The organism is Micromonospora sp. DT178 (genome assembly GCF_049841695.1).
Classification (GTDB): domain Bacteria; phylum Actinomycetota; class Actinomycetes; order Mycobacteriales; family Micromonosporaceae; genus Micromonospora.
In genome coordinates this window covers 36,651-57,003 of sequence record NZ_JBNCKV010000029.1, presented here as the reverse complement: position 1 = coordinate 57,003, position 20,353 = coordinate 36,651, and the positions used below count along the sequence as shown (strand labels likewise).

General features: G+C 72.4%; 13 protein-coding genes and 1 riboswitch. Of the genes, 10 read left to right on the top strand and 3 right to left on the bottom strand.

Going from position 1 to position 20,353, the window contains the following annotated elements; genetic code table 11:
• Nucleotides 1–45 precede the first annotated feature (45 nt).
• Entirely contained in the window at nucleotides 46–1,110 is a 1,065-nt protein-coding gene (locus ACLQ22_RS31085; protein ID WP_425695446.1) for a serine hydrolase domain-containing protein, read from the bottom strand.
• A 92-nt stretch (nucleotides 1,111–1,202) separates the two neighbouring features.
• On the opposite strand from ACLQ22_RS31085, the gene ACLQ22_RS31080 reads away from it, so the two are divergent.
• From ACLQ22_RS31080 to ACLQ22_RS31045, 8 genes are all read left to right on the top strand, one after another.
• Nucleotides 1,203–2,660, top strand: coding sequence for a dihydrolipoyl dehydrogenase family protein (locus ACLQ22_RS31080; protein ID WP_425695445.1), 1,458 nt, complete (start codon nucleotides 1,203–1,205; stop codon nucleotides 2,658–2,660).
• A 112-nt stretch (nucleotides 2,661–2,772) separates the two neighbouring features.
• Nucleotides 2,773–3,774 (top strand): LacI family DNA-binding transcriptional regulator, encoded by a 1,002-nt coding sequence (locus ACLQ22_RS31075; RefSeq protein WP_366641329.1) that lies wholly within the window; start codon nucleotides 2,773–2,775, stop codon nucleotides 3,772–3,774.
• 365 nt (nucleotides 3,775–4,139) lie between these two features.
• On the top strand, nucleotides 4,140–5,519 hold the full coding sequence (locus tag ACLQ22_RS31070; protein WP_425695444.1) for an ABC transporter substrate-binding protein: 1,380 nt from the start codon (nucleotides 4,140–4,142) through the stop codon (nucleotides 5,517–5,519).
• A 79-nt stretch (nucleotides 5,520–5,598) separates the two neighbouring features.
• Nucleotides 5,599–6,555 carry a carbohydrate ABC transporter permease gene (locus ACLQ22_RS31065; RefSeq protein ID WP_425695443.1) on the top strand — a complete coding sequence of 319 codons (957 nt, stop codon included), beginning with the start codon at nucleotides 5,599–5,601 and terminating at the stop codon, nucleotides 6,553–6,555.
• A gap of 12 nt (nucleotides 6,556–6,567) precedes the next feature.
• The gene (locus tag ACLQ22_RS31060; RefSeq protein WP_425695442.1) at nucleotides 6,568–7,455 is read left to right on the top strand and encodes a carbohydrate ABC transporter permease; all 888 of its coding nucleotides are present in this window, start codon (nucleotides 6,568–6,570) and stop codon (nucleotides 7,453–7,455) included.
• Between the two features lie 99 nt (nucleotides 7,456–7,554).
• On the top strand, nucleotides 7,555–9,231 hold the full coding sequence (locus ACLQ22_RS31055; protein ID WP_425695441.1) for a glycoside hydrolase family 13 protein: 1,677 nt from the start codon (nucleotides 7,555–7,557) through the stop codon (nucleotides 9,229–9,231).
• A gap of 141 nt (nucleotides 9,232–9,372) precedes the next feature.
• Nucleotides 9,373–12,249 carry a discoidin domain-containing protein gene (locus tag ACLQ22_RS31050; RefSeq protein ID WP_425695440.1) on the top strand — a complete coding sequence of 959 codons (2,877 nt, stop codon included), beginning with the start codon at nucleotides 9,373–9,375 and terminating at the stop codon, nucleotides 12,247–12,249.
• 179 nt (nucleotides 12,250–12,428) lie between these two features.
• Nucleotides 12,429–16,121 carry a discoidin domain-containing protein gene (locus ACLQ22_RS31045; RefSeq protein ID WP_425695439.1) on the top strand — a complete coding sequence of 1,231 codons (3,693 nt, stop codon included), beginning with the start codon at nucleotides 12,429–12,431 and terminating at the stop codon, nucleotides 16,119–16,121.
• Nucleotides 16,122–16,237: 116 nt separating this feature from the next.
• On the opposite strand, the gene ACLQ22_RS31040 is transcribed toward ACLQ22_RS31045, so the two are convergent.
• Both ACLQ22_RS31040 and ACLQ22_RS31035 read right to left on the bottom strand, forming a co-directional pair.
• The gene (locus tag ACLQ22_RS31040; RefSeq protein ID WP_425695438.1) at nucleotides 16,238–17,002 is read right to left on the bottom strand and encodes a crotonase/enoyl-CoA hydratase family protein; all 765 of its coding nucleotides are present in this window, start codon (nucleotides 17,000–17,002) and stop codon (nucleotides 16,238–16,240) included.
• A gap of 40 nt (nucleotides 17,003–17,042) precedes the next feature.
• Nucleotides 17,043–17,960, bottom strand: coding sequence for an EamA family transporter (locus ACLQ22_RS31035; protein WP_425695437.1), 918 nt, complete (start codon nucleotides 17,958–17,960; stop codon nucleotides 17,043–17,045).
• 108 nt (nucleotides 17,961–18,068) lie between these two features.
• Nucleotides 18,069–18,266: riboswitch (cobalamin riboswitch) on the top strand.
• Nucleotides 18,267–18,305: 39 nt separating this feature from the next.
• Here ACLQ22_RS31035 and bluB point away from each other — a divergent pair.
• Nucleotides 18,306–18,935, top strand: a complete 630-nt coding sequence (bluB, locus tag ACLQ22_RS31030) for a 5,6-dimethylbenzimidazole synthase (protein WP_425695436.1) — start codon at nucleotides 18,306–18,308, stop codon at nucleotides 18,933–18,935.
• Nucleotides 18,936–19,044: 109 nt separating this feature from the next.
• On the top strand, nucleotides 19,045–19,896 hold the full coding sequence (locus tag ACLQ22_RS31025; RefSeq protein ID WP_425695435.1) for a Rieske 2Fe-2S domain-containing protein: 852 nt from the start codon (nucleotides 19,045–19,047) through the stop codon (nucleotides 19,894–19,896).
• The last annotated feature ends 457 nt before the right edge of the window (nucleotides 19,897–20,353 follow it).

Below are 20,353 nucleotides of genomic sequence, written 5' to 3'. Positions count from 1 at the left end.
GGCGCTCGCCGGATCGGCGCCCGGCGACGGTCACCGGCTGTGCCGTCAGAGGCAGGAGTGCAGGGCGTCCGCCAGGGCGTCGACCCGGTCGTGGTCGGCCAGGTGGGACGTGGCGTAGGCGAAGGTGTAGCCGCGCCCGGGATCGGCCCAGGCGGAGCTGCCGCCGATCCCGCCCATGCCCCAGCTGCCGTCCTCCTCCCACTGCATGCCCAGCGTCCAGCGGGTCCGCCGGCCGAGCAGCAGGTCGTCGCCGTCGTACTGGACCCGGGTCGCCTCGGCCACCAGTTCCCGGCTGAACAGCCGTACGCCGTCGAGGACGCCGCCGGCGAGCAGTCCCGCGTAGAGGCGGGCCAGTGCGCCCGCCGTCGAGTGCAGGTTGACGGCCGGCACCTCGGCGCCGCGCCAGAGCGGGCTGTTCACCACCGACAGGTCCCGCCCGCCGGGCGGGTTGTCCAGCGCCCGCGCCCAGAGCGAACCCGGCTCGCCCGCCACCCGGTCCGGCCACCCCGGATCGCCGTACCGCAGGTCGGCGCAGCGCCGCTGGTCCGCCGCGCCGAGGCCGAAGCCGAGGTCCAGCCGCCACGGCCCGGCGATCTCCTCGGCCAGGAAGCGGCCCACCGACCGCCCGTCGACCCGCCGCACCAGCTCGCCCACCAGGTGCCCGTACGTCCAGGCGTGCTCGCCCGCGACGGACCCCGGCGGCCACTCCGGCTCGGCGGCGGCGAGGTCGGCGCAGAGCAGGTCCCAGTCGGCGACGGCGGCGGCCGGTCGGGGCACCGGGAAGGCCGGCAGCCCGGCGGTGTGCGTCAACACCTGGCGGACGGTGGCCGGGGCGCGGAAGCCCGGCCAGTGGTCGGCGACGGGGTCGTCCAGGTCGAGCCGGCCCCGGTCGACCAGCGCCAGCAGGCAGAGCGCGGCGACCGGCTTGGCGACGGAGTAGACGTTCACCAGCGTGTCCGGCAGCCACGGCCGCCCCGGTGACCGCTCGCCGCCGCCGACGTCGACCACCGGCTCGCCGTCGTACCAGATCGCCAGGCCGGCCCCGGTCTCCCGGCCCTCGGCGAGCAGTTCGGCGAAGCAGTCGTGCACGGCGGAGAAGCGGGTGCGCATCCGGTCACGGTAGGAGGCCGGGACGTCCGCGGGCAGCGGATTTCCGGTGCGACCGGCTGGCCGGCCGTCGGGCGGTGCGCGATGCTGGCGGAATGGCGGATCCGGAACTGGTGGACGTGGTCGTGATCGGGCTCGGGGTCGGCGGCGAGGAGGTGGCCGGGCGGCTCGCCGAGGCGGGGCTGACCGTCGTCGGCGTCGAGCGCGACCTGGTCGGCGGGGAGTGCCCGTACTGGGGGTGTGTGCCGAGCAAGATGATGATCCGCGCGGCCAACGCGATCGCCGAGGCCCGCCGCGTGGAGGGGCTCGCGGGCACCGCCGAGGTCCGGCCCGACTGGGCGCCGGTGGCGAAGCGGATCCGCGAGGAGGCCACCGACACCTGGGACGACACGGTCGCGGTGCGGCGGTTCACCGGCAAGGGCGGGCGGTTCGTCCGGGGCAGCGCCCGGCTCGACGGCCCCGGCCGGGTCCGGGTGGGCGAGCGGGTCTTCCAGGCCCGGCACGGGATCGTGCTGGGCACCGGCACCAAGCCGTCCGTGCCGCCGGTCGACGGGCTGGCCGACACGCCGTACTGGACCAACCGGCAGGCGATCGAGGTCGAGGAGCTGCCGGAGTCGCTGCTGGTGCTGGGCGGCGGGGCGATCGGGCTGGAGCTGGCGCAGGTCTTCGCCCGGTTCGGGGTCCGGGTCACCGTGGTCGAGGCCCTGGACCGGGTGCTCGCCGTCGAGGAGCCCGAGGCGTCCGAGGTGGCCGCCGCCGCGCTGCGCGCCGACGGGGTGGAGATCCACACCGGGGTGCAGGCGCAGCGGGTGGGCCACGACGGGCGGGGCTTCACCCTGTACGCCGCCGGCGGGGCGGAGTTCACCGCCGAGCGGCTGCTGGTGGTGACCGGCCGCCGGGCCCACCTGGACGAGCTGGGCCTGGACACCGTCGGGGTGGACGCCGGCCGGCGCTACCTGACGGTGGACGACCGGCTGCACGTCACCGAGGGGATCTGGGCGGTCGGCGACGTCACCGGCGAGGGGGCGTTCACGCACGTCGCGATGTACCAGGCGGGAATCGTCGTCGCCGACGTGCTCGCCCACGCCCGGCGCGCCGACGGCGGGCCCGACCCCAGCGGCACCGCGAACGCGACGGGCGGCGCGTCGGGTGCCACCGGCGTGGGCGGCTCCGCCGCTGCGGTGCCGCGCGCCGACTACCGGGCGCTGCCCCGGGTGACCTTCACCGACCCCGAGGTCGGCGCGGTCGGCCTCACCGAGTCGCAGGCCCGCGAGCGGGGCGTCAACGTGCAGGTCGGCCTCGCCCGGTTGCCGTCGTCGGCCCGGGGCTGGATCCACAAGGCCGGCAACGAGGGCTTCGTCAAGCTGGTCGCGGACGCCGACCGGGGCGTGTTGATCGGCGCGACCTCGGTGGGGCCGGCCGGTGGCGAGGTGCTCTCCGGTCTGGCGGTGGCGGTGCACGCGGCCGTGCCGATCGCCCGCCTCCGGCAGATGATCTACGCGTACCCGACCTTCCACCGGGCGATCGAGGACGCGTTGCGCGACATGTCCTGACGGGCGGGCCGCACGTCGGATGCCGGATGGCGGGCAGCGCGCGGCAGCGCAACGCAATCGCCCGGCAGATGGCTGCCCATTTCTTTCACCGAGGTGACGTACGATTGCGGCCGTGACGAAACGGTTGACCGAAGTTGCCAAGAAGGCGGGCGTCAGCGAGGCCACCGTCAGCCGGGTGCTCAACGGTCGGGACGGGGTCTCCGAGGCGACCCGGACGGCCGTGCTGACCGCGCTGGACGTGCTCGGCTACGAGCGGCCGACCAAGCTGCGCGGCGAGCGTGCCCGGCTGGTCGGGCTGGTGCTGCCCGAGTTGCAGAACCCGATCTTCCCGGCGCTCGCCGAGGTGGTCACCGGATCCCTCGCCCAGCGCGGCTTCACCCCGGCGCTCTGCGCCCGCACCATCGGCGGTGTCTCCGAGATGGACTACGTGGAGATGCTCCTCGACCACCAGGTCTCCGGGGTGATCTTCGCCGGTGGTTCGTACGCGCTCGCCGACGCCCGGCACGACCACTACCGCCGGCTGACCGACCGGGGCCTGCCGGTGGTGCTGGTCAACGCGGGTGTGGACGAGCTGGGCTTCCCCCGGGTCTCCACCGACGACGCGGTGGCGGTGGAGCAGGCGTACGGGCACCTGCGCTCGCTCGGGCACGACCGGATCGGGATGGTGCTCGGCCCGGAGGGGCACGTGCCGTCCCGGCGCAAGCTGGACGCGATGGCCCAGGCGGCGGGCTGGGGCGACGACACGACGTACGTGGAGCGCTCCAGCTTCTCCATGGAAGGGGCGCGGGTCGCCGCGACCAAGCTGGTCGAGCGCGGCGTGACCGGCATCATCTGCGCCAGCGACGTGCTGGCCCTGGGCGCCATCCGGGCCGCCCGGCGGCTGGGGCGTGTGGTGCCGACCGACGTGTCGGTGGTGGGCTTCGACGACTCCGCCTTCATGACCTGCACCGACCCGCCGTTGACCACCGTGCGGCAGCCGATCGAGACGATGGGGCAGGCCGCGGTGGACCTGCTGGTCACCCAGATCGAGGGCGCCGGCGTGCTGCACGACGAGCTGCTGTTCGAGCCCGAGCTGGTCGTACGCGGCTCCACCGCGCCCGCCCCCGGCCGCTGACCCGAGAGCGCCCCGCCCACCTGAACGACGGAACGGCCGTCGACCGCTGACCGCGGTCGGCGGCCGTTCCGTCGTCTGGCGGCGCCCGTTGACCGGAACCAACCGGGCCAAAGCCGCAACTCGGCGGCCTTCCAAGATCCTGTCAGAATCTGCCGTTTCAAAGTCTCGTCTTTTCAGCACGGGATCGATACCTTGCTGGAACAAGTTCGCTTGGCTACAGTGACCCCACTCACACCTGGCCCCGACGCAGCTGCCCGGGGCCAGGCCGCTCAGCAGATGCAGATCAGTGACGGCGCATCGGCGCGGTGACGACCACCGGGCATCAGCGCAGGTCATGGAGACACCGTTCCCGAAGGGATGGACAGATGTCCGTACCGCAGTACCGGAAGACTGCGGCGTTGGCGCTCGTGGCCGGCCTGGGGCTCAGCCTTGCGGCCTGTTCGACGAAGAGCGACGACGCGACAGGCAGCGCAGGCGGCAAGGTCACCGTCACCGTCGACTGCCAGCCGGTCGGCTCCCAGAAAGAGCTGTTGAAGAACTGGAACGACGACGTCGCCGAATTCCAGCGGCAGAACCCCGACATCGTCATCAAGAGCGTGAGCGTCGGCGAGCAGTGCAACAACCCGCCGGACTTCACCGCCCGCCTGGCCGGCGGCACCGTGACCGACCTGTTCTACGGGTACATGACCGACCTCCAGCAGGTGCTGGACTCCGGCCAGGCGATGGACATCACCGAGTACGCCAACAAGGACACGGTCCCCACCTGGGACAGCGTCGACCCGGCGCTCAAGGAGGTCTTCAGCGACGGCGGCAAGCTCTACGCCGTCCCGGCGAAGAACTACTCGATGGGCCTGGTCTACAACAAGGCCCTGTTCCAGCAGGCGGGGCTCGACGTCAACAACCCGCCCAAGACGTGGCCCGAGGTCCGGGCGGCGGCCAAGAAGATCTCCGCGCTCGGCAACGGCATCGCCGGCTACTCGGAGTACAGCGCCGGCAACACCGGCGGCTGGCACTTCACCTCCCTGCTCTACTCGCAGGGCGGCCAGGTGCTGACCGAGGACGGCAAGAAGGCCGACTTCAACAACGCGATGGGCAAGCAGGTCCTGCAGAACCTCAAGGACATGCGGTACGGCGACAACAGCATGGGCAGCCGCCAGCTGCTCCAGTGGGGCGACCTGCTGACCAACGCCGCCGCGGGCAAGGTGGGCATGTTCATCGGCGCGCCGGACGCCACCCAGGCGATCGTCAGCCAGTTCCAGGGCAAGTTCCAGGACTGGGCGATGGCGCCGCTGCCCGGCCAGGACGGCCCGGGGAAGGCGACGCTCGGTGGCGGCGAGGGCTACTTCTTCAAGAAGGGCCTCTCCCCGGAGCAGGTCAAGGCCGGTCTGAAGTGGATCGCCTACCAGAAGCTGACGCCGGGCAAGGGCCAGTTCGACTACGTCCGGGCCAAGCCGCAGAACTACCCGGTCGGCCTGCCCCAGCCGCTGCTCTTCGCCAATGGCAGCGAGGCGCAGAAGCAGGAGCTCGAGCTGCGTAAGGCGAACGCGAACGTCGACACCGCGAACTTCGCGCTCTTCGAGGCCAACCCGGTGCCGATCAAGGGCGAACCGCGGAACGCGCAGGCGATCTACGCGGTGCTCGACGCGGCGATGTCCGGGGTGTTGACCAACCCGAACGCGAACATCGACGCGCTGCTCAAGACGGCCGAAGACAAGGTCAACCAGCTCCTCGCCGCGGAGGGCTGATCCGACGGTGGGGGCCGGCGCGCCGGCCCCCACCGAAGTCCGCACCGCACGTCCGGTCACTGACTCACCAGGAGTTGCCTTGGCGATCATCTCCGCCCCGGGGGCCACCAGAGCCCCGGGTCGCCCCGCGCCGCCGCCCCCGGTACGGCCGCAGCGTACGAGCCTCGGCCGCAAGGTGCGGGACAACCTCACCGGGCACGCGTTCCTGATCGGGGCGGTGCTCTGCTTCGCGGTCTTCTCCTGGTACCCGATGATCCGCGGCATCGTGATGAGCTTCCAGCGCACCCGGCGCGGCGAGACCACCTGGGTGGGCTGGGACAACTACACGCGCATCATGGCCGACCCGAGCTTCTGGACGGCCTGGAAGAACACGTTCTCCTTCACCGTCCTCGCGCTCGTCCTCGGCTACGTGGTGCCGTTCTTCGTGGCGATCCTGCTCAACGAGTTCCGCCACGCCAAGGGGTACCTGCGGATCCTGGTCTACCTGCCGGTGATGCTGCCGCCGGCGTCGGCGCTCTTCCTGTTCAAGTTCTACGCGTACGACCCCAGCGACGCGGGGCTCTTCAACGCGATCCTCAAGGCGCTGCACCTGCCGACGTCGCAGTGGATGCAGTCCCCCGAGATGACGATGCCCGCGATGGTGCTCGCGTCGACCTGGATGAACATGGGCAGCGCGGTGCTGATCTACCTGGCGGCGTTGCAGAACATCCCCGGCGAACTCTACGAGGCGGCCGAGCTGGACGGCGCCGGGATCTGGCGGCGGATCCGGCACGTGACCATCCCGCAGACCCGGCTGATCCTCGCGCTCCTGGCGATGCTCCAGATCGTCGCCACCATGCAGCTCTTCATCGAGCCGCTGATCCTCGCCAACGGCGCGGGCGCGGAGGACTCGGCGACCTCGGTCGCGTACCTCATCTACCAGCATGGCTTCTTCCAGAACGACCTCAACGGCGCCGCCGCGCTCGGCGTGATCATGCTCGTGGTGCTGGCCGGCTTCTCCGCCGTCTACGTGCGGCTGACTGCGAAACAGGACTAGGACGGACGCGGAATGGCACAGGACTCCGGGACCCGGACACTCGTCTCTGCCGCCCAGCTCAGGCGGGGGCGCGGCAGGGTGATCTACTGGACGCTGCTCGCCGTCGTCGTGGCGGGATTCACGCTCGTCTTCCTCGGGCCGCTCTACTGGATGGTCACCGGCGCGCTCAAGTCGGGCCAGGAGATCGCGCAGACCCCGCCGTCGTTGTTCCCGCGGGATCCCCAGTGGCAGAACTACGTCGACGCGTGGAACAACCTGGATCTCGCCAAGCTGCTGTTCAACACGTTCTACTACGCGACCGGCGCGGTGCTGTTCCAGCTCGTCCTCGACACCGCCGCGGCGTACTCCCTGTCGAAGCTCCGCCCGATCTTCGGCAACGTGATCCTCGGCCTGATGCTCGCGACGCTGATGATCCCGGCGATGGTCCTCATCGTCCCGCAGTACGTGACCGTGATCGACCTGCCGATCCTGCACGTCAACCTGCTCGACTCGCCGTTCGCGATCTGGCTGCCCCTGGTCGCGAACGCGTTCAACATCTTCCTCCTGAAGCGGTTCTTCGACTCGATCCCGGAGGAGCTGATGGCGGCGGCCCTCATGGACGGGGCGACCCCGCTGCGCACGCTCTGGTCGATCATCCTGCCGATGTCGCGCCCCATCCTCGGCGTGGTCTCGATCTTCGCCGTGACCGCGGTCTGGAAGGACTTCCTCTGGCCGAAGCTGGTCATGCCGTCACCCGAGACCCGGACGGTCAGCGTCGGCATCTACGCCTTCTCGGGCGGTACGCCCATGAACGTGGTGGTCGCGGCCTCGGTCATCGCCGCGATCCCGACCGTCATCGTCTTCCTGATCTTCCAGCGGAACATCATGTCCGGCCTCACCACGGGCAGCCTCAAGGGATAGCCCTCGGCGCAACCTTCCGCGGCGGACAACGACTGTCCGCCCGGGACACATCAAGGTCCGGCGAACCCGCCGACGCACTGACGCAGAAAGCAGGTGCTCGTGTCCAGAGCAGACAACGGTCCGTGGTGGCGTGGAGCGGTGATCTACCAGGTGTACCCGCGTAGCTTCGCCGACGGCGACGGCGACGGCATCGGCGACATCGCCGGCATCCGGTCGCGGCTGGACTACCTGTCCGCGCTCGGCGTCGACGCGATCTGGTTCAGCCCCTGGTACCCGTCCCCGATGGCCGACGCCGGCTACGACGTGGCGGACTACCGCGACATCGACCCGGTCTTCGGCACGCTGGCCGAGGCGGAGGCGCTGATCGCGGAGGCGCACGCCCTCGGCATCAGGACCATCGTCGACGTGGTGCCGAACCACTGCTCCGACGCGCACCCCTGGTTCCAGGCGGCGCTCGCCGGCGGACCGGACGCGCCCGAGCGGGACCTGTTCTGGTTCCGCCCCGGCCGGGGCCCGAACGGCGACCAGCGGCCCACCGACTGGGTCGGCGAGTTCGGCGGCGAGACCTGGACCCGGACCACCAACCCGGACGGCACCCCCGGCGACTGGTACCTGCACCTGTTCGCCCCGGAGCAGCCGGACTTCAACTGGGACCACCCCAGGGTGCGGGCCGAGTTCGAGGACATCCTGCGGTTCTGGTTCGACCGCGGGGTGGACGGCATCCGGATCGACTCGGCCGGGCTGCTGGTCAAGGACGGCACGCTGCCCGAGACCCTGCCGGACCGGCCGCACCCGTTCCGCGACCTCGACGGGGTGCACGAGATCTACCGCGACTGGCGGCGGATCGCCGACGAGTACCCCGGCGACCGGGCACTGATCGGCGAGGTGTGGATGCCGGACCGGCAGCGGTTCGCCAACTACCTGCGCCCGGACGAGCTGCACGCGGCGTTCAACTTCGACTTCCTCGGTTGCGCCTGGGACGCCTCGGCGCTGCGCGAGAGCATCGACGGGACGCTGAGCGCGCACGCGCTGGTCGGCGCCCCGGCCACCTGGGTGCTCTCCAACCACGACGTCACCCGGCACGTCACCCGCTACGGCCGGGAGGACACCACGTTCAGCTTCGCCGCCAAGCGCGAGGGCACCCCCACCGACCTGGAGTTGGGCACCCGCCGGGCCCGGGCCGCCGCGCTGCTGTCGCTGTCGCTGCCCGGCGCCGCGTACGTCTACCAGGGCGAGGAACTGGGCCTCTGGGAGGTCGAGGACATTCCGCGTGAGCTGCGGCAGGACCCCATGCACTTCCGCTCCGGCGGGGTCGACCCCGGCCGGGACGGCTGCCGCGTCCCGATCCCCTGGTCCGGCGAGACGCCGCCGTTCGGCTTCAGCCCCGACGACGCGACGGCGGCACCCTGGCTGCCCCAGCCGTCCGACTGGAAGGACCGCACCGCCCGCGCCCAGACCGGCGACGTCCACTCGATGCTGGAGCTGTACCGGGCCGCCCTCGCCGTCCGGCGGGCCGAGGCGGCACTCGGCGACGGGGCGCTGAGCTGGCTGCCCGCCCCCGAGGGGGTGCTCGCGTTCCGGCGGGAACCCGGCTTCGTCTGCCTGGTCAACCTGTCGGACACGGCGGTGCCGCTGCCGCCCCACGCCGACCGGCTGCTGGTCAGCGGGCCGCTCGACGACGACCGGTTGCCCCCGGACACCGCCGTCTGGCTGCGTACCGCCGAGGCGGGGCCCGACCCGACGCCCGGGACGGACCCGACGCCCGGGACGGCCTGATCCGACGGTGCCGGCGGCCCGTCCCGGCCGCCGGCACCGCCCACCCGCAGGCCCCGCGCCAACCGAGGCCGACAGGGAGGTACGCACACCGCACCGCACGACACGGGGGACCTGGCCACCTCAGGAAAGGGAGCGCCGCTCATGGCCGACCACACCACCCCGCACCACCAGCGAAGACACCGCATCCGCGCGGGGCTCGCCGCCCTCACCGGAACCGCCCTCGCGGCGGCCTCGATCTCCGTCGTCGCGCTGACCACCACCGCGACCCCGGCCCGCGCGGCGGGACTCTCGCCGTTCGACATCCCGGGGCGGGGCGCCACCGTCCCGTTCGTCGAGCAGGAGGCGGAGGAGGTCGCGCACACCGGCACGAGGATCGGCCCGGACCGGCGCTACGGCACGCTGCCGTCCGAGGCGTCCGGCCGGGAGGCCGTCACCCTCGACGCCGTGGGCGAGTACGTCGAGTTTACCCTCACCGCGCCCGCCAACGCGGTGACCTTCCGCTACAGCCTGCCGGACAACGCCGCCGGCACCGGCCGGGACGCCAGCATCGACCTGCGGGCCAACGGCACGCTGGTCAAGGCGGTGCCGGTCACCTCGCGGTACGGCTGGTACTACGGCGGCTACCCGTTCAACAACAACCCGGGCGACACCAACCCGCACCACTTCTACGACGAGACCCGGACCATGTTCGGGACCACGTACCCGGCCGGCACGAAGATCCGGCTCCAGGTCTCCTCGACCGCCCAGTCGCCGACGTTCACCATCGACCTGGCCGACTTCGAGCTGGTCGGCGCGCCCATCGCGAAGCCGACCGGCGTGCTCGACGTGGTCACCGACTTCGGCGCCGACCCGACCGGCGCGACCGACTCGACCGCCAGGTTCCAGGCGGCGGTGGACGCCGGCCGGGCCCAGGGGCGGGCCGTCTGGATCCCGACCGGCACGTTCACCCTCTGGGACCACGTCGTCGTGGACGGGGTGACCCTGCGCGGGGCGGGCCCGTGGTACTCGGTGCTCGGCGGGCGGCACCCGACCGACCGCAAGCGGGCCGCCGGCATCTACGGCAAGTACGTCCCCGGCGGCGGCTACAGCGGCGAGATCCGGCCGCACGAGGCCGGCGGTCCCAGCCGCAACGTCACGCTGCGCGACTTCGCCATCATCGGCGACATCCGGGAGCGGGTGGACGACGACCAGGTCAACGCCATCGGCGGGGCGATGTCGAACTCGGTGGTCGACAACGTCTGGATGCAGCACACCAAGGTCGGGGCCTGGATGGACGGCCCGATGGACAACTTCACCATCCGCAACAGCCGGATCCTCGACCAGACCGCCGACGGGGTGAACTTCCACTGGGGCGTCACCAACTCCACGGTGACCAACACGTTCGTGCGCAACACGGGTGACGACGCCCTCGCCATGTGGGCGCAGAGCGTGCCGAACGTGAACAACTCCTTCACCCGCAACACGATCGGCGTGACGATCCTCGCCAACCACCTGGTGACCTACGGCGGGCGGGACATCAAGATCACCGACAACGTCACCGCCGACTCGGTCACCAACGGCGGCGGCATCCACGTCGCCAACCGCTACCCCGGGGTGACCGGCCCGACCGCCGTCTCCGGGACGATAACCGTCGCCCGGAACACCCTGATCCGCAACGGCAACTCGGACTACAACTGGCGCTTCGGCGTCGGCGCGATCTGGTTCTCCGCGCTCAACGAGCCCATCCAGGGTGCGGCGATCAACGTGACCGACACCGACATCCTGGACAGCTCGTACGCGGCGCTGCACTGGATCGAGGGGCAGTCCAGCGGGATCAGCTTCAACAACGTACGGATCGACGGCGCGGGCACGTACGCCCTCCAGGTGCAGGCGCCCAGCCAGGTCTCCTTCACCAACGTGCGGGCCACCGGGATCGCCCAGGCCAACCCGATGCACAACTGCGTCGGCAGCGGCTTCCAGATCACCCAGGGCACCGGCAACTCCGGCTGGTACACGTCGACGCCGTACTGCGGGCCGTGGCCCGAGCCGCAGTGGGGCGGCGGGCCGACCAGCCCGCCCCCGACGACGACGCCGACCACCGCGCCCCCGACCACCCCGCCGCCCACCACGCCCCCGCCGACCACCCCGCCCCCGACCGGCGGGAACCTGGCGCAGGGCCGGCCGGCGACCGCGACCAGCACCAACCAGAACTACGGCGCGGCGAACGCGGTGGACGGCAACGCGGCCAGCTACTGGGAGAGCGTCAACAACGCGTTCCCGCAGTCGCTGACCGTCGACCTGGGCGCGGCGCGCACCGTCGACCGGGTGGTGCTGAAGCTGCCCGCCGGCTGGGAGCGCCGGACCCAGACGCTGTCGGTGCTCGGCTCGACCGACGGCTCCTCGTGGGCCACCCTCGCCGGGTCGGCCGGGCGCACGTTCGACCCGGCCGGCGGCAACACGGTGTCGATCAGCGTGCCGGCCGGCGAGCGCCGGTTCGTCCGGCTGACCGTCACCGGCAACACGGGCTGGCCGGCGGCGCAGCTCTCCGAGTTCGAGGTGTACGGCGGCGGCCCCACCACCCCGCCCCCGACGACGCCGCCGCCGACCACGCCGCCGCCGACCGGGAACCTGGCGCTCGGCCGACCGGCCGCGGAGACCAGCCACGCCGACGTGTACGTGGCGGCCAACACGGTCGACGGCAACCCGAACACCTACTGGGAGAGCGCCAACAACGCCTTCCCGCAGTCGGTGACGGTGGACCTGGGCGCCAACCGGACGGTGTCCCGGGTCGTGCTGAAGCTCCCGCCGTCCTCGGCGTGGCAGACCCGCACCCAGACGCTGTCGGTGCTCGGCTCCACCACCGGCTCGTCGTTCACCACCCTGAAGGCGTCCGCCGGCTACACCTTCAACCCGGCCAGCGGAAACACGGTCACCGTGACCTTCGCGGCGACCAGCCAGCGGTACCTGCGGCTGACGTTCACCGGCAACAGCAGCTGGCCCGCCGGCCAGCTCAGCGAGTTCGAGGTCTACTCCAGCTAGCCCGGTGGCCCCCGCCCGTCCCGGGCGGGGGCCACCCCGGTCCGGGCGGCCCGGCGCAGCGCCGCCCCGACCCCCGTCCCGCACCGTCCCCCACCTGTCGCGGCACGACGGGCGTACCCCTGCGCCCGTCGCCGGGCAACGCACCCGCACCCCACCCCCGAAAGAGGTGTAGCGACCCCATGTCCAGACTCGGCACCAGATCCGGGACCGCGCCGACCGGCGCGCGCCGTCCCGTCCCCCGGTCCACCCGCCCGGCCAACCGACGGCTGCTCGCCGGCGTGCTCGCCGGGCTGCTCCTCACCGCCGTCCCGGCCGTGACCCCGGCGGCCGCCGCGCCACCGGCGGACCCGGCCGCGACCGCCGCCCGCGCCGCCCTGCTCGCCGGGCTCTCCGCCACCATGAGCGCCAGCAGCCACAACCAGAACTACGTGGCGAGCAACGCCAACGACGGCAACGCTGACACCTACTGGGAGAGCGCCAACAACGCGTTCCCGCAGTGGATCCAGGCCGACCTCGGCGCCACCGTCAGCGTCGACCGGGTGGTGCTCAAGCTGCCGCCGTCGTCGGACTGGCAGACCCGCACCCAGACGCTGTCGGTGCTCGGCTCCACCACCGGCTCGTCGTTCAGCACCCTGAAGGCGTCCGGCGGCTACACCTTCAACCCGGCCACCGGCAACACCGTCACCGTCAGCTTCGCCGCGACCAGCACCCGGTACGTGCGGGTGCAGGTCACCGGCAACACCGGCTGGCCGGCCGCCCAACTGTCCGAGGTCGAGGTCTACGGCGCCGCCGGCAACCCCGACACCCAGGCCCCCAGCGTCCCGGGCAACCTGGCGTACACCCAGCCCGCCAGCGGGCAGATCCGGCTCGCCTGGTCCGCGTCCACGGACAACGTCGGGGTGACCGGGTACGACGTCTACGCCAACGGCGCGCTGCGCGGCAGCGTCAACGGTTCCACGCTGACGTACACCGACAGCCAGCCGGACAGCGCCACGGTCTCCTATTACGTCCGGGCCAAGGACGCGGCCGGCAACCAGTCGGCGAACAGCAACACCGTGACCCGGACCGGCACCGGCAACCCGCCCGTCGGCACCAACCTGGCGGTCGGCAAGCCGATCACCGCCTCGGGGCACGTGCACACGTTCGTGGCGAGCAACGCCAACGACAACAACGTGGCCACCTACTGGGAGGGCAACGGCAACCCGAGCACGCTGACCGTGCAGCTCGGCGCCAACGCCAGCCTCAGCCAGGTCGTGCTGAAGCTGAATCCGGACTCCGCCTGGGGGGCGCGTACCCAGAACATCACCGTGCTCGGCCGGGACCAGGGCTCCTCGACCTTCACCACCCGGGTCGGTGCCGCGAACTACAGCTTCAACCCGACCAGCGGCAACACCGTGACCATCCCGGTCTCCGGCGCGGCGGCCGACGTGCGGCTCTCGATCGCCTCGAACACCGGCGCCCCGGCCGGGCAGATCGCCGAGTTCCAGGTCATCGGCACCCCGGCGCCCAACCCGGACCTGACCGTGACCGGCATGTCGTTCAGCCCGTCCGCGCCCGTGGAGACGAGCGCCGTCACGCTCTCGGCCACCGTCCGCAACGCCGGCTCGGCGGCCTCCGGCGCCACCAACGTCAACTTCTACCTCGGCAGCAACCGGGTGGGCACCGCGCCGGTCGGCGGCCTGGCGGCCGGCGCCTCGGCCACGGTCACCGCCAACATCGGCACCCGGGACGCGGGCAGCTACCCGCTGAGCGCGAAGGTCGACGAGTCGAACACCGTCGTCGAGCAGGACGACACCAACAACAGCTACACCAACCCGAGCCCGCTGGTGGTCAGCCCGGTCGCCAGCTCCGACCTGGTCGCCGCCGCGGTTGCCTGGTCGCCCGGCACCCCGGCGGCCGGCAACACGGTCAGCTTCTCGGTGTCGGTCCGCAACGCCGGCAGCATCGCCTCCGCGTCCGGCGCGCACGGCATCACGCTCACCGTGCTCAACGAGGCGGGCACGGTCGTCCGTACCCTGACCGGCTCGTACTCCGGCGTGATCAACGCCGGGGCCACGGTCGGCCCGGTCAACCTGGGCACCTGGACCGCCGCGAACGGCAAGTACACCGTCCGGGTGGTGCTCGCGGCCGACGGCAACGAGCTGCCGGTCAAGCAGGCCAACAACACCAGCGACCGCGCGCTCTTCGTGGGGCGCGGCGCCAACATGCCGTACGACATGTACGAGGCCGAGGACGGCGTGGTCGGTGGCGGCGCCAGCGTCGTCGGGCCGAACCGGACCGTCGGCGACCTCGCCGGTGAGGCGTCCGGCCGGCGGGCGGTGACCCTCAACTCGACCGGCAGCTACGTCGAGTGGACCACCCGGGCCAGCACCAACACCCTGGTCACCCGCTTCTCCATCCCGGACGCCCCGGGCGGCGGCGGCATCAACTCGACGCTGAACGTCTACGTCAACGGCAGCTTCCACAAGGCCATCGACCTGACGTCCCGGTACGCCTGGCTCTACGGCAACGAGGCCAGCCCGGGCAACTCGCCGAGCGCGGGCGGACCGCGGCACATCTACGACGAAGCCAACGTCATGCTCAACTCCACGGTGCCGGCCGGCAGCCGGATCCGGCTCCAGAAGGACCCGGCCAACACCACCACGTACGCCATCGACTTCATCAACACCGAGCAGGTGGCGCCGATCGCGAACCCGGACCCGGCGCGCTACACCACGCCGACCGGCTTCACGCACCAGGACGTGCAGAACGCCCTGGACCGGGTGCGGATGGACACCACGGGCAACCTCGTCGGGGTGTACCTGCCGGCGGGCAACTACTCCACCGCGTCGAAGTTCCAGGTGTACGGCAAGGGGGTCAAGGTGACCGGCGCCGGGCCCTGGTACACCCGGTTCAACGCGCCGTCCGGCCAGGACAACACCGACATCGGCTTCCGGGCCGAGAACTCGGCGGCCGGATCGTCCTTCGCGAACTTCGCCTACTTCGGCAACTACACGTCGCGGATCGACGGGCCGGGCAAGGTGTTCGACTTCTCCAACGTGTCGAACATCGTGATCGACAACATCTGGAACGAACACATGGTGTGCCTCTACTGGGGCGCGAACACCGACTACATGACGATCAAGAACTCCCGGATCCGGAACATGTTCGCCGACGGCATCAACATGACCAACGGGAGCACCAACAACCTGGTCAGCAACAACGACGCCCGGGCCACCGGTGACGACAGCTTCGCGCTGTTCTCGGCGATCGACGCGGGCGGCGCGGACATGAAGGACAACATCTACGAGAACCTGACCTCGACCCTGACCTGGCGGGCCGCCGGCGTGGCCGTCTATGGCGGCTACGGCAACACGTTCCGCAACATCTACATCGCGGACACGCTGGTCTACTCCGGCATCACCATCAGCTCGCTCGACTTCGGCTACCCGATGAACGGCTTCGGCGCCAGCCCGCCCACGCGGTTCGAGAACATCTCGATCGTGCGAGCCGGCGGGCACTTCTGGGGCGCGCAGACCTTCCCGGCGATCTGGGTCTTCTCCGCCTCGAAGGTGTTCCAGGGCATCCGGGTCAGCGACGTCGACATCGTCGACCCGACCTACAGCGGCATCATGTTCCAGACCAACTACGTGGGTGGGCAGCCGCAGTTCCCGATCACCGACACGGTCTTCACCAACGTCTCCATCAGCGGCGCCCGCAAGAGCGGTGACGCCTACGACGCGAAGTCCGGCTTCGGCATCTGGGCCAACCCGATGCCGGAGTCGGGGCAGGGCCCGGCCGTCGGGTCGGTCACCTTCAACAACCTTCGCCTGAGCAACAACGCGGTGGACATCCAGAACACCACCTCGACGTTCACCATCAACCGCAACTGACCCACCCCGGTCGCCCCGGGCGGCGGCCGATCTTTCGGGCGGTGCGGTCACCGGACATCCGGTGGCCGCACCGCCCGACCCGTCGTTCGGGTCGCGCTGGTCGGGCCTCGGCCCGGTCAGTGGGCCGGGGTGCCGTGCCGGCCGGCGCCGGCGGCGAACCGGGCCGCGCCGGCCGCCGCGTCGGCGGCCAGCGACTCCATCCCGTACGCCAGCTCCACCTCCAGCGCCGCCGGTTCCGGCAGGCCGGCGCCGGCGAGCAGCGCCGCCCGGTCGTTGCGCAGGCAGGTCTGCGGGTGCCGGGCGAGCTCGGCGGCCAGCCGCTCGGCCGCCGCCCGGGACTCGCCCGGCCCGACCAGCCGGTTCACCAGCCCCATGGCGTACGCCTCCTCGGCCGGCACCGGCCGGCCGGTGAGGATCAGGTCCATCGCCCGGCTCTCGCCGATCAGCCGAGGCAGCCGGACCGTGCCCCCGTCGATCAGCGGCACCCCCCAGCGCCGGCAGAACACCCCGAGCACCGCGTCGGACTCGGCCACCCGCAGGTCGCACCAGAGCGCCAGCTCCAACCCGCCGGCAACCGCGTGACCGGAGATCGCGGCGATCACCGGCTTGCTGAGCGTCATCCGGGTCGGGCCCATCGGGCCGTCCCCCTGCGCCTCGACGCGGTTGCCGCTCGGGGTGCCGATGGCCTTCAGGTCGGCCCCGGCGCAGAACGTGCCGCCGGCCCCCCAGAGCACGGCCACGGAGGCGTCGGGGTCGGCCTCGAAGGCGCGGAACGCGTCGGCCAGCGCCCGGGCGGTCGGCCCGTCGACCGCGTTGCGGGCCGCCGGGCGGTCCAGGATCACCGTGGTCACCGCCGCGGCGCGTTCGACGCGTACCCCCATTGCGACAGCATGCCCCCGGCGGTGCCGGCGGCGCCAGGCGTCAGTGCGGGGCGGACCGGCCCGGGCGGACCAGGGTGGCGCCCAGCGCGGCGCCGACCACGCAGGCCACGCCGACCGCCTGCGGCCAGGCCAGCAGCTCGCCGAGCAGGGCCAGCCCGACCAGCGCCCCGATCGCCGGCTCCAGGCTGAGCAGGACCGCGAAGACCCGGGCCGGCATCCGGCGCAGCGCCGCCATCTCCGCCGAGTACGGCAGCACCGACGACAGCAGCGCCACCGCCGCGCCCAGCGCGAGGGTCCACGGGTCGAGCAGCGCCGTACCGCTGCCGGCGACCCCGAAGGGCAGCACGGCCAGCGCGGCGACCGCCATCCCCAGCGCGAGGCCCCGGCTGCCCGGCACCCGGGCGCTGACCGCCTTGCCGAGCAGCACGTAGGCGGCCCAGCCGACCGCGACGGCCACGCAGCACAGCAGCCCCAGCCGGTCCACCCCCGTCCCGCCGAGCCCGCTGATCAGCAGCACGCCCCCGCCGGCCAGCGCCGCCCACGCCACGTCGGCGAGCCGGCGGCTGCCGGCGAGCGACACCAGCAGCGGCCCGGCGAAGCCGATGGTGACCGCGACCCCCAGCGGCACCCGTTCCAGGGCCGCGTAGAAGGCGAGGTTCATCACCGCGAGGGCCAGCCCGAACGCCCCGACCAGACCGGCGGTGCGCCAGCCCAGGCGCAGCCCCGGCCGGACCAGGACCAGCAGGATGAGCGCGGCGAAGCCGAGCCGCAACGTGGTCGTACCGCCGGCGCTGGTGCTGCCGAAGAGCTGCTTGGCGACGGCCGCCCCGACCTGGGTGGAGAGCATGCCCAGCAGCATCAGCAACGGGGGCGGCACGGCCCGGGGCTGTCCCAGCGCGAGAGTCAGTCGGGTCGCCGGTCGACCGGCCGGCAGCGGGCGGGAGGAGAGTGCGTACACCCGGACCACAGTGGTACCGCGGCGGGCGGCCCGCGACCGGATTTCCACTGCCGCGGGTGCACCGCGCTGCCCGCCGGACCGGGACGGGCCGGGCGGCGCTAGCATCCCGATGGCACGATCATGTGAGGTGCCCCGCGCGAGCGGGGAGAATCGGGAAGCCGGTGCGAATCCGGCACGGGCCCGCCGCGGTGACCGGGGAGCCACCGTCCACGCGTACGCGCAGCCACTGGCCCGCCCGGGCCGGGAAGGCGGACGGCCAGGCGTCGATCCGGGAGTCCGAAGACCGGCCTCGCGTCCGGTGCCCGCGTCAGGTGTGGCGTGGGCCGAGCGCAGCGGGAGCCTGCCTTGGATCTGTACGACGTCATCCACCGCCGCCGGGACGTCCGCGCCCAGTTCACCGGGGCGCCGGTGCCCGAGCAGACGCTGGACCGGGTGCTGGCGGCGGCGCACGCCGCGCCGAGCGTCGGCTACTCGCAGCCCTGGGACTTCGTCCTGGTGCGCGACCCGGAGCTGCGCCGCCGGTTCCACGAGCACGTCCGCACCGAGCGGGACACGTTCGCCGCGACGCTCGACGGGGAGGCGGCCGAGCGGTTCGCCCGCATCAAGATCGACGGCGTCCTGGAGTCGACCCTGTCGGTGGTGGTCACCCACGACCAGTCCCGGGGCGGCCCCGCCGTGCTCGGCCGGCACGCCATCGCCGACACCGGGCTCTACTCGACCTGCCTCGCCATCCAGAACCTCTGGCTCGCCGCCACCGCCGAGGGGCTCGGGGTGGGCTGGGTGTCGTTCTACCGCGAGCCCTGGCTCGCCGAGCTGCTCGGCATCCCCGACGGGATCCGGCCGGTGGCGTGGCTCTGCCTCGGGCCGGTCACCCACTTCGAGCCCGTACCCGACCTGGCCCGGCACGGCTGGCGGCAGAAGCGCCCGCTGGCCGACGCGATCCACCACGACCGCTGGGCGGCACGGGAGCGCTGACCTCGGTGAGGGCGTCCCGTTACGGGCCTGCGGGGGCCCGATCACGTACGGCTGCGGATCCGTCACCGCCGACCGGTTTGCGGCGGCTCCTGCCGGGAAGTCGGTACGGGTGCGAGCACTCTTGACGAAGATCGAGCAGGCATCCGGCCTGGACCGGGTTGGCGACCGGTTGCAGCGCGCCGTCCAGGCCACCCTCCGACCGCAGCGGGTCCGCGACCTGCTGCACGGCGTCTGGCTGGGCCATCCGCTGCACCCGGCGATGGTGCAGGTGCCGGTCGGCGCGTGGATCAGCACGGCGGTGCTGGACCTCATGCCGGGACAGCGCCGGGCCGCCACCACCCTGTGCACGGTGGGCACCGTCAGCGCCCTCCCGGCCGCGGTCGCCGGCCTCAACGACTGGGCGGCACTGGCCCGCGACCAGCGCCGGGTCGGCCTGGTGCACGCCGCCTCCAACAGCGTCGGCCTGGCGTTCTACGCCGGCTCGGTGGCCGCCCGGATGACCGGCCGGCACAACCTCGGCCGTACGCTCGGCTTCCTCGGGCTCGGCGCCGCCAGCATGGGCGCGTACCTCGGCGGGCACCTGGCGTACAAGCAGGGCGCGCAGGTCAACCAGAGCATCTCCGAGCTGCACCGGATGAGCGACGGCTGGCACTCGATCGCGGACATGGCCGCCCTGCCGGAGCGCAAGCTGATCACCCGGGAGGTCGACGACGTCTCGGTGATCCTTTACCGGCACGGCGACGAGGTCACCGTGATGCTGGAGCGCTGCCCGCACCAGAGCGGCCCGCTGGGCGAGGGCGAGGTGCAGGAGATCGACGGGCACGCGTGCGTGGTCTGCCCGTGGCACGGCAGCGCGTTCCGCCTCAACGGTGGCGAGGTCGTGCACGGCCCGTCCGGCAACGACCAGCAGATCCTGCCGACCCGCGTCGTCAACGGCGTCCTGGAGACCCGCCTCCCCTGACCAACACCCTGCGCCGCCCGCCCGGCTCCCGTGCTCTCCGGCCCTGGCCTCCGATGTCGATCAAGAGGTTTGGGTCGAGTTCGATCTCCCTGCCGTGACCAAACCTCTTGATCACCAGAGCGGTATCGGTTGGGCAGGTGCGAGCCGGGTGGGTGGGTCACGGGCGGCGGTGGCGGCCGATCGGTGTGTCGCGGGACGGACCCGGGTGGGTTCGGCCGTGGCCGGTCAGATCGCCGTCGCGGGCGCCAGCGGTCAGCCCGCCGTCGTAGGTGCCGGCGCCGGTGGCCGTGCCGGGGGCGGTCGTGCCCGCGCGAACGATGCCGCTGGCGTACGCGGAGCCGTGACCGGTCGGGTGTGCGGAGTCGTGGGTGCCGGTGTCCGTACCGCCCCGGTCTGCCGAGGTCGCGCTGCCGCGCGGGGTGGTGCCGATGTCCCGGCGACCCGGGCCGCGCCTGGT

What these genes read in the sequence shown, in the direction of transcription:
- ACLQ22_RS31085 (WP_425695446.1), bottom strand. Translation starts at nt 1,110, where the DNA reads ATGCGCACCCGCTTCTCCGCCGTGCACGACTGCTTCGCCGAACTGCTC.
- ACLQ22_RS31080 (WP_425695445.1), top strand. Translation starts at nt 1,203, where the DNA reads ATGGCGGATCCGGAACTGGTGGACGTGGTCGTGATCGGGCTCGGGGTC.
- ACLQ22_RS31070 (WP_425695444.1), top strand. Translation starts at nt 4,140, where the DNA reads ATGTCCGTACCGCAGTACCGGAAGACTGCGGCGTTGGCGCTCGTGGCC.
- ACLQ22_RS31060 (WP_425695442.1), top strand. Translation starts at nt 6,568, where the DNA reads ATGGCACAGGACTCCGGGACCCGGACACTCGTCTCTGCCGCCCAGCTC.
- ACLQ22_RS31050 (WP_425695440.1), top strand. Translation starts at nt 9,373, where the DNA reads ATGGCCGACCACACCACCCCGCACCACCAGCGAAGACACCGCATCCGC.
- ACLQ22_RS31045 (WP_425695439.1), top strand. Translation starts at nt 12,429, where the DNA reads ATGTCCAGACTCGGCACCAGATCCGGGACCGCGCCGACCGGCGCGCGC.
- ACLQ22_RS31040 (WP_425695438.1), bottom strand. Translation starts at nt 17,002, where the DNA reads ATGGGGGTACGCGTCGAACGCGCCGCGGCGGTGACCACGGTGATCCTG.